The organism is Dietzia sp. DQ11-71, assembly GCF_014144995.1.
GTDB lineage: Bacteria > Actinomycetota > Actinomycetes > Mycobacteriales > Mycobacteriaceae > Dietzia > Dietzia kunjamensis.
In genome coordinates, this window is the sequence record NZ_JAALDT010000304.1 from 1 (window position 1) to 9,069 (window position 9,069).

The 9,069-nt window shown below is 71.8% G+C and carries 11 protein-coding genes; 4 read left to right on the forward strand and 7 right to left on the reverse strand.

Annotation, left to right across the window (positions count from 1 at the left end; translation table 11 throughout):
- The first annotated feature begins 288 nt into the window (after positions 1 to 288).
- The 3 genes from G6023_RS11090 to G6023_RS11100 all read left to right on the forward strand — a co-directional run bounded on the left by G6023_RS11090 (position 289) and on the right by G6023_RS11100 (position 4,598).
- The gene (locus G6023_RS11090) at positions 289 to 1,044 is read left to right on the forward strand and encodes an ABC transporter ATP-binding protein (protein WP_182635513.1); all 756 of its coding nucleotides are present in this window, start codon (positions 289 to 291) and stop codon (positions 1,042 to 1,044) included.
- Complete coding sequence (locus G6023_RS11095) at positions 1,041 to 3,641, forward strand: ABC transporter permease (RefSeq protein WP_182635514.1); 2,601 nt, start codon at positions 1,041 to 1,043, stop codon at positions 3,639 to 3,641. Before G6023_RS11090 ends, G6023_RS11095 begins: the two co-directional genes overlap by 4 nt.
- Before the next feature lie 93 nt (positions 3,642 to 3,734).
- The gene (locus tag G6023_RS11100; protein ID WP_187700134.1) at positions 3,735 to 4,598 is read left to right on the forward strand and encodes a hypothetical protein; all 864 of its coding nucleotides are present in this window, start codon (positions 3,735 to 3,737) and stop codon (positions 4,596 to 4,598) included.
- Between the two features lie 91 nt (positions 4,599 to 4,689).
- On the opposite strand, the gene G6023_RS11105 is transcribed toward G6023_RS11100, so the two are convergent.
- Positions 4,690 to 5,040: a DUF4229 domain-containing protein gene (locus G6023_RS11105; RefSeq protein ID WP_182635515.1), complete on the reverse strand. Its 351-nt coding sequence runs from the start codon at positions 5,038 to 5,040 to the stop codon at positions 4,690 to 4,692.
- Positions 5,041 to 5,079: 39 nt separating this feature from the next.
- Between G6023_RS11105 and G6023_RS11110 the strand changes: the two genes are divergently transcribed.
- Positions 5,080 to 5,241 (forward strand): hypothetical protein, encoded by a 162-nt coding sequence (locus G6023_RS11110; protein WP_167457827.1) that lies wholly within the window; start codon positions 5,080 to 5,082, stop codon positions 5,239 to 5,241.
- Between the two features lie 72 nt (positions 5,242 to 5,313).
- On the opposite strand, the gene G6023_RS11115 is transcribed toward G6023_RS11110, so the two are convergent.
- The 6 genes from G6023_RS11115 to G6023_RS11135 form a co-directional block, all read right to left on the reverse strand.
- Complete coding sequence (locus G6023_RS11115) at positions 5,314 to 5,838, reverse strand: arsenate reductase/protein-tyrosine-phosphatase family protein (RefSeq protein ID WP_182635516.1); 525 nt, start codon at positions 5,836 to 5,838, stop codon at positions 5,314 to 5,316.
- A gap of 27 nt (positions 5,839 to 5,865) precedes the next feature.
- On the reverse strand, positions 5,866 to 6,642 hold the full coding sequence (locus G6023_RS11120) for an enoyl-CoA hydratase (RefSeq protein WP_182635517.1): 777 nt from the start codon (positions 6,640 to 6,642) through the stop codon (positions 5,866 to 5,868).
- A gap of 179 nt (positions 6,643 to 6,821) precedes the next feature.
- Positions 6,822 to 6,956, reverse strand: a complete 135-nt coding sequence (locus G6023_RS16175) for a DUF8730 family Cys-rich protein (protein WP_256385633.1) — start codon at positions 6,954 to 6,956, stop codon at positions 6,822 to 6,824.
- A gap of 55 nt (positions 6,957 to 7,011) precedes the next feature.
- Positions 7,012 to 7,671, reverse strand: coding sequence for a dTDP-4-dehydrorhamnose 3,5-epimerase (rfbC, locus tag G6023_RS11125; RefSeq protein WP_182635518.1), 660 nt, complete (start codon positions 7,669 to 7,671; stop codon positions 7,012 to 7,014).
- 64 nt (positions 7,672 to 7,735) lie between these two features.
- On the reverse strand, positions 7,736 to 8,287 hold the full coding sequence (locus tag G6023_RS11130; RefSeq protein WP_067716929.1) for an LpqN/LpqT family lipoprotein: 552 nt from the start codon (positions 8,285 to 8,287) through the stop codon (positions 7,736 to 7,738).
- Between the two features lie 20 nt (positions 8,288 to 8,307).
- Positions 8,308 to 9,069 (reverse strand): SDR family oxidoreductase (locus G6023_RS11135; RefSeq protein ID WP_182635520.1); only part of this gene is annotated, 762 nt, incomplete at its 5' end.

Consider the following 9,069-nt stretch of genomic DNA (forward strand, 5'->3'; position numbering starts at 1 on the left):
GCGCGCCCACCGCCGCGACGGTGCCGCCGCCGACCACGGCGAGCGCGGCCAGGGCGCCACCGAGGGCGAGGGAGCGGGAACGGGGGGCGGTGCGGTGGATGCGTCGCTGGAACATGAGGTCACCTTGTCGTCCGGGAGCTGGGCACGACCGGGTCCGGCCCAGTCACACACGTACCATACGTCACATCAGTCACATGGGCCACAGGCCGGACGCCGTGTCGGACGGGGTCTCCACAACCGGGATCCCTACACTCACCTCCGGACGCACGCCGCGACGGAAGGACACACGTGACCCCACCCCCCGAGATCGCGATCCGGGCCCACGGCCTGCGCAAGACCTATTCCCACGGGCGGGTGCGGGTACGCGCACTGGACGGCGTGGACGTGGCGATCGACAAGGGGCGCTGGACCGCGGTGATGGGCCCGTCCGGCAGCGGCAAGTCCACCCTCATGCACTGCCTGGCCGGCCTGGACACCCCCGACCACGGCACGGTGTCGATCGGATCGATCGAGATCACCCGCCTGGGTGACGCGGGGCGGACCCGGCTGCGGCGCACCCGCGTCGGCTTCGTGTTCCAGTCCTTCAATCTCGTACCGGCGCTCTCGGTGCGCGAGAACATCGTGCTCCCCGTACGGATGGCGTTCCGTCGTCCGGATCGGTCGCGCCTCGACTCGCTGGTCGGCGAGCTGGGGATCGGCGACCTGCTGAAGCGGCGTCCACACGAGTTGTCCGGAGGCCAGCAGCAGCGGGTGGCGATCGCCCGCGCCCTGCTGCCGCGCCCGGACGTGGTGTTCGCCGACGAGCCGACCGGCAACCTCGACTCCGAGTCCGGCGAATCGGTGCTCGGCCTGCTCGGCGCGTGTGTCCGCGAGGCCGGCCAGACCGTCGTCATGGTCACCCACGACGCGCACGCCGCCGCACACACCGACACCGTGCTGATGCTCGCGGACGGACGGATCGCCGACGAGGTCCCCTCCCCCACCCCCGAGTCAGTCCACACCGCCATGCGTGCACTCACCGGCCGCCGGCCGGCCACCGCGTGAGCCCCCATCTGGTCCTGGGACAGCTCCGCGCGCACGCGGGCCGCTACCTGGGCACCGTCCTGGCGATCGCCGTGGCCGTCGGCTTCGTCCTGGCCTCCGTGGGCGTGCTCCGCACGATGACCGCCAGCGCCGACGCGACCTTCGGGATGCGCTACTCGGATACCGCCGTGCTCGTGCAGAACCTCGGTGACCGCACCTCCGCCGGGACCGACGCCGCGCGCGAGGAGGCCGCCGAGGCCCAGCGGCTCGGCCTGGAGGCCATCGCCGCCACCCCCGGGGTGCGGGCCGTCACCGTGGACGCTCAGACCTACGTGCGGGTCCGCGCCGAGGGACGCGCCCAACAGGTGACGACGACGACGGCGCTCGCCACCGACGACGGTCTGCGCTGGCAACCGCTGGCCGACGGGCGGCTCCCCGCCGCTCCCGGTGAGGTGGCGATCCGCAGTGACGCGGACCTCCCGCTGGGCGCCACGTTCGAGGTGCTGCCGAGCGGCGCCGGTGATCCCGTCCCCGTCACGGTGGTGGGGCTGTTCGACCTTGCAGGGCAACCGGACATGAACTCGGCGTTCCCCCTCTACACCGTCGACGAGCAGGTACAGCAGTGGGCGCCGAACGGGGCCGGGGGCGATATCCGTGTGGCCGGCGACGGCACGGTGTCGGACGAGGCGCTGGCGGCGGAGATCGAGCAGCGCCTGGACCGGATCCCGGGCACGTCCGCCGTCGAGGTGTCCACCGGCGCGGCCGAGGCGGACGCTCTCGCGGAGTCCTTCATCGGCAGCCGCGACGTCTACACCCGGGCCCTGCTGGCCTTCACCGTGCTGGCCGTCGCGGTGGCCGCCCTGGTCATCGGCACGACCTTCGCGGTGGTGTTCGCCGCGCGCGTCCGGGAGACGGCACTGTTGCGCTGCCTGGGCGCCTCGCGGCTGCAGGTGCGACTGTCCGGGATGGCCGAAGCCCTGGTCGTCGGCGCCGTGGCGACCGCCGCGGGGTTGGCGTTGGGTCGGTTCGCGGTCTCACTCGCGGCCCGGGAGGCCCCCCGACTCGGCGTGACGATTCCCCTGCAGGAGGTCAGCGTCCCCGGATCCGCCTATCTGCTCGCCGCCGCGGTGGGCGTGGGCGTCACCCTCGTCACCGCTCTCCCGCCCCTGTGGCGCGCCACCTCCGGCAGCCCACTGGAGGCGCTGCGCCCGGCCGATGTACGGCCCGACCCGTGGTGGCGGCGGCTGGCTATGGTCGCGGTGGGTGCCGTGGTGGGCGCCTTCGGCTGGCACTCGATGTCGGCGGCCGTCGAGGCGGGGGCCGTCGTCGAGGCCGGCGCGTGGGGCGTTCTCGCGTTCCTGGGGATCCTGGCCGTGGTCGCCGGTGCCCTGCCCACCCTGCTCGGGGCGCTCGGCAGCGTAGTGGGAGTGCTGCTCGGCCCGGTGGGTCTGCTCGGCGCACGGAACATCGCCCGCAGTCCGCGCCGCACCGCCGCCACCTCGGCGGCCGTACTGGTGGGCGTGACTCTCACCGCGACGATGGTGACCGGCATCGCCCTGCTCGGACCGGCCATCCAGGCACGGCTCGTCGACCGCGTCCCGCTGGACATCGCCGTGACCGCATCGAGCGGCGACACCCTGCCCGAGGGACTGCCGGGGACGCTGGCGGAGCTCCCGGGCGTGGACGAGTCCCTGGTCGTGACCGACATGTACGCGGAGGGCCCCGGGGGAAAGCGCACGGTCCTCAGGGTCGCCGACCCGGAGCGGGTCGGCGACGTGATGCGCCGCGACGTCGTACTGCCCGGGCCCGGGGAGATCGTGCTCCCGGAGTCCTCCCCCGTGGCCGCCGGTGCCCGCGACGGCGAGACCGTCCGGTTCACCTTCTTCTCCGACGACGACGGTCGCGACCTGGTCGTGCGTCGGACGAGCGATCAGTGGGCCCTGGCCGCGCCCGGGAGCGTGCCCGCCTGGCCCGTGGCGCAGTTGCCCGACGGGTCCCCGTGGCCGGAGGGCGTGGAGGTGCCCACCCAGTTCGTCCCACGCACCGAGGTCTGGCTGCGCATGGATGACTCCCTGGCCGGTCAGCAACTCGAGTCGGCACTGCAGGGCGTGCGTTCCGCCGTCGTGGACGCCGCGCCCGATGCGGCCGTGACCGAGAGCTTCGCCTCCCGCGAGCAGATCGCCACCTCTGTCCGGACCGTCCTCACCTCCAGCTCGTTGTTGCTGGCGGTGGCGGTCGCACTGGCCCTGGTGGGGGTCGCCAACACGCTCACGCTGGCGGTCCGGGAACGGACCCGGGAGATCACCCTGCTCAGAGGCGTCGGGGTCACCCGCTTGGGCGTGTGGCTCATGCTTGTCCTCGAGACCGCGTTGGTGGCCGCCTGCGCCGCAGCCCTGGGCGTGCTGCTGGGGGCGGCCTTCGGCACGGCCGGGGCGGCCGCGCTCACGGGGACCGGTTCCGGCGCGGGAGGCATCTTCAGTGACCTCGGTGGGGTCGGTAACGATGGTGTACCCGTGGCCGATCTGGTGAAGGTGGGGTTCGGGGGCGTCCTCGCGGCTGTCCTCGCCGCCGCCGTCGCCTCCGTCGGGGCGGTCCGATCCCGGGTCGCGTCGGACTAGATGCTCGCGCTTCCCGACCGTCCTCCGGGGTGAAAAAGATTCCACCCCGTCCGTCCGGTAGCCATCCTTTGACAGAACTGAGACACTATCGTTATGAGATCTCGGGTGCTCCTCGCCGCCGGCGCAACAGCGCTGGTGGCCGCGTCCTGCGCGCAGCCGGAGCCACAGGTGCTCTCCGAGGCTCCGCGCTCTGCGTCCGCGACGGAGATCACGTCGCCGACCACCACCGAGCGTGACGAGCAGCCCGGGAAGTTCATCGCGCGATGCGCGACCGAGGCCGACGGCGGGACGCCCGGCCTCACCATCTTCACCGACGGATCGCAGAACGTCACCGATCACTGCCTGAGCAGGTACTACATCGGGGTCCAGCCCGCTCCCGGGGCACTGTACGTCCCCGACGAGGAGGCCGGTACCTACGCGCCTCCCAGCGAGACCGCACCCGTCGAGACGACGGGCGAACAGTGGACGCCCGCCCAGCCGCGAACCGATATCGGGTTCGAGGATGATCAGGAGCTCCTCGGCGACGGGGAGACGACCGAGAATCCGGATGAGCCGGGCACCGAGGATCCCGACACGGACGATCCGGATACCCCGACGAGCCCGACCGACGGGACGTCGCCCACCTCGCCCACGACGCCGCCCACGACCGAGCCGGGCGGTACCGAGCCCGTCGTGACGGATCCGACCACTCCCGGGACCAGCACTCCCGGCACCACCGAACCCGGCGACACCACCCCCACGGGGACCGGCTCGTCCGAGCAGCCGACGACGGTGCCCACCGTGACCGAGGCGCCGCAGGAACCGCAGCCAGGCCCGCTGACATCCGTGATGTCCGCCGCCCCGTCGGGGTCGGTCGGCCCCACCGGGTCGCAGACCCCCACCGAGTCGGGGACGTCAGTGGGGCTCCCCGCATTCCGCTGGCCCGGGTCGTTCTGGCCGGGCGGCCCGCAGGGCTGACCTTCCGACGGCATGCCCTCCGACCGGGTGTGAACTCCGGCCGGGCGTGAACTCCGGCCGGACACCGCGCGCCGGTCTGCTGCGACGAGCGTCAGGCCTCGTTCATCCGGCGGCGCAGATCCTCGCGCTTCTCCCGTCGTCCGGCGTCGACCGCCGCGATATCGGAGTTGATCTGCGCGCGCATCCGGCTGAACAGCACCATCGACAGGGGCAACGCGATCAACACGGAGATGATCGCGGCGACGAGCACGGGGACCTGCACACCAGCCAGGCTGCCGATCCCGATGATGAGCAGCGTCAACGCCACCACCAGCAGAAGTCGGACGACGGTGTAGACAACCATGTTGCGGGCCAGTCGCGCGCCCGGCGCGGACCCTTCCGGCGCGGCCGCCTGGGTGGCCGTCCCCTCCGCGGGGCGTGTTGTCTCGTCTCGCTCGCTCATGGTCCCCAGGATACGTATCGTGGCGGCAAGGAGGTTCGAGTGATCTGGCTGTTCGCACTCATCGGAGTGGTGACCGTGGCGATCCTGCTGTGGCGGGCCTTCGGGCCCGGGTCACGGCCGGCTCCCCCACGGGTGATCGCCCCGGACGACGACCCTGATTTCCTACGGGATCTGGACCGTCGCAAACCGCTGGACCCCTGACGTCGGCAGCGCACGGGTCCCGGCGCAGCCCTGCCCGATGCAGCCCTGCCCGGACAGGTCTCGTCGGCCGGGTCAGCTGCGTGACAACAGGCGGACGATGGAGTCCACGGCGTCGCTGATCTGCGCCCCCGTTCGGTCGAACACCTCCGGTTCCCGGCCGATCGGATCCTCCACGTCGAGCGCGGGATCGTCGGTGTCGATACTCAACCTCGCCCGCGACAGACCCGCGAGCGTGACGGACTCGTCGGAGTCGGCGAGCCGAGCGGCCTCCAGGATCGTGTAGGTCTTCTTCCACAGCAACGGCGCCAGTTCCTGCACGGCATCGCGGTGCGCCCGGGTCGCGGTGAGGACGAGGTCGCGTCCTGTCAGCAGCCGGGCTGTGAGCAGTCGCGACGCGAAGCCCCCGCCGTCTCCACCGTACCCCTGCAGCACCCGCAGGGTCTCGCGGTGGATCTCCACGCCATTGGCCGCCCGCGTCCCCGCGGAGTCGACCGACACATCGAGTCCGGCTGCCGTGGCTCGCGCGGCCAACAGACGCTCGGCCAGCGGCGACCGACACATGTTGCCCGTACACACCGTCATCACCGAGATCGCCATGGCGACGATCCTAGTGCGCGCTGCGCGTCACTCCCCGCGCCACTGCGGGGCGCGCTTCTCGAGGAACGCGGACATGCCCTCCTGGGCGTCGCAGGTGACGGCGTTGGTGGCCATGGTCTCGGCCATCTCCCGGTACGCCTCGTCCTGGGGCAGATCGATCTGTCGGTAGAAGGCCTGCTTGCCGATCTCCAACGTCAGCGGGCTGGAGTCGGCGATCTGCAGCGCCAGCTCATCGACCCGGGAACGCAGGTGGTCCTCGGGCACCGCCTCGTTGATCAGCCCCCAGTCCACCGCGGTGGCGGCGTCGATCGTCTCACCGGTCAGCAACATCTGCATGGCCCGCTTACGGCCGATGGAGCGGGAGACCGCCACCATGGGGGTCGAGCAGAACAGGCCGATCTTCACGCCCGGGGTGCCGAAACGCGCGGTGTCGACCGCCACGGCCAGATCGCAGGTGGCGACGAGTTGGCAGCCGGCGGCGATCGCGTGGCCCTGCACCTCGGCGATGACCGGCTGCCGGATCGCCTGGATGGTCTCCATGAGCTGCACGCACGTGGTGAAGACCTCGCGCTCCTGCGTGAGGGTGCGGTCGACCATTTCACTGATCTCGTGCCCGGCGGACAGCGCGGGGCCGGACCCGGTGAGCACGACGACCCCACAGTCCGGATCGTCACCGAGGTCGCGGATCGCCGCCGTCGCCTCCCGCATCATCTGCAGGGAGAGCGGGTTGCGACGCTCGGGCCGATCGAGTGTGACGCGGGCGATCGGGCCGCTGCGCTCGACGAGGACGAAGGGGGTGCTCATGGGGCCTCCGGAGGGGATGAGGGGCTAGCCTCCCCTGGTTCTACCCCGCGGCGCCCGTCGACGGGCCGGGACGGGGCCGGGGCGCCCCCACCGGGGCGTGGCGAGGGGCGTGGCGCTCCCCTCTGGTCACCCCGGGCCCCGGGCCGGGCCGGGCCCGGCTCGGACCGGACCGGACCGGGTCAGTTCGCGGCGGCCTCGTGCGTGCCGTCGCACCACTGCTCGGCGGGGACGGTGTCCTTAACCTGGTCGACATGCTGACCGCAGCCGTCCCACGTGGTCTTGCCGCAGACGGGGCAGGTGACCGGGTAACACATAAGAATCTCCTCAGATCCGACGTCATACCCTAGGGGGTATATCCGTAAGGGTATGTCAGTTCTCGTCCGGCCGCCACTCGGCGTCGACCCTGGATGTGGCCTCACGCAGTCGTTCGACGTGGGCCCGGCACTCCTCCCACTGCGGGAGCCGGCCCGCGGCGGCGACGTCGAGCAGGCTCGGGGCGTCGCGGTCGCGCTCGCTCATGACGTGCTCGATCGAGGTGCCGTCGAGGGCCGATCCGGGCCAGTCGATCGCGATCTTGGGATCGAAGGCGTCGATGACGTGCTCGGCCCCGGGCCGCCAGCCCTCCGAACAGAAGTACATCACCGTGGATTGCGGCTCGAGGGTCAGGAAGCCGTGCGCCACGCCCTCGGGGATGTAGATCGCCCGCTGCTCAACGGAGTCCAGGATGACCCCGGCCCACTCACCGAAGGTCGGCGAGCCCACGCGGACGTCCACGACCACGTCGAACACCGTGCCGGACGGGCACAGCACGTACTTGGCCTGACCGGGCGGGACCTCGGCGAAGTGCAGGCCGCGCAGGACCCCCTCCCCCGAGACCGACACGTTGACCTGCGCGAGATCGAAACGGTGGCCGGTCATCCGACGGAAGGTCTCGTCGGTGAACGCCTCGTGGAACACCCCGCGGTCGTCAGAGATCTGCCGGGGGGTGATCTCCCACGCCCCCGACACGCTGAGCTCGCGTAGCTGCACTCCGGTCCCGCCTTCCCGTTGTCTATCGATCCCGGTTGCCCCCGGCGCCCGGGTGACGACCACCCTAGCCGCGCATGGCGTCCACGATCTGCGCTGCCGTCCACTCGCCGATCAGCAGGCAGCCCATGGCGTCGTCGTGGACGGAGGCGTCCTCGTCCCAGCCGGTGACGACGAACTGGAAGATGTAGGTGGCCTCGTCGTCGCTCCATCCCACGATCAGACTCGAGGTCGCCATCCGGCCCGGCTCGGCCGTGTACATGCCCCGCAGGTAGCGGTAGACGCTGCGGACGGCGCCGGCGGACTCGTCCCCTTCACCGGCGACCTGCTCGAGCAGAGTCCAGTCGGGCAGTGCGTCGGCGGTGGCGACGATCATCTCGACCGCCTGCTCGGTGTCCATCGCGGGCGCGACACGGGCGCAGGTGGCCACCGCGTTGGGTGAGAACCCGTCACGGTGCGCACCCGGGTCCACGTAGATCACCGCGGACGGCTCGGGCGATTCGATGCGCTGCCACGGCGGGCTGTCCACCCAGGTCAGCGGCTGTGCGGCCACGGCCATCGGTGGGCTCGCCTCGAGAATGCGACCGGTCGACGCGCAGTACTCCTGGATAGAGGTCATGTCCGGGTCCCCGCGCCCCGTCAGCCCTGTAGTCCCGCGCCGACGATGTGCGCGCCACCGTCGACGACGAGGGTCTGCCCGGTCATCCAGTGCGCGTCATCAGACAGCAGGAAAGCCACGGGACCGGCGATGTCGTCGGGCACCCCCAGTCGCCCGGCCGGCAGCGCCGCGGACATGGCCTCCTCGCGGCCGGAGTACAGCGCCTCGGCGAACCTGGTCTTGACCACGCCCGGGGCGACGGCGTTGACGCGCACGGCGGGTCCGACTTCTACGGCGAGCTCCTGGGTCAGCCGCATGACCAACGCCTTGGTGGCGCCGTACCAGCCGATCCCCGGCGACGGTGCCAGGCCGGCGATGGAGGCGATGTTGACGACGGCGCCGCCGCGCTCGCCGAGGCCCGAGTGGTAGACCTTCTGCGTCCAGGACAGGGTGCCGAGGGCGTTGACCTCAGTGATCTTGCGGGCCGCGGCGAGGTCGATGTCCACCGTGCGGCCAAATGCCGGGTTGATCCCGGTGTTGTTGACCAGCAGGTCGATGGGCCCGAACGACTCTTCGGCCCGGGCCACGACCTCACGCTGGTGGTCCTCGTCGTCGCTCTTGCCCGCCACCGCCAGCACCCGCTCCGGTGTGCCGAGATCGGCGACGGCGTCGTCGAGCCCCTCCTGGCCGCGCGCCGTGATGACCACCGACGCGCCTTCCGCGAGCAGGCGACGGGCGATGCCCAGGCCGATCCCGCGGCTCGCGCCGGTGACGAGCGCGGTGCGGCCGGCGAAGCGGTCCGG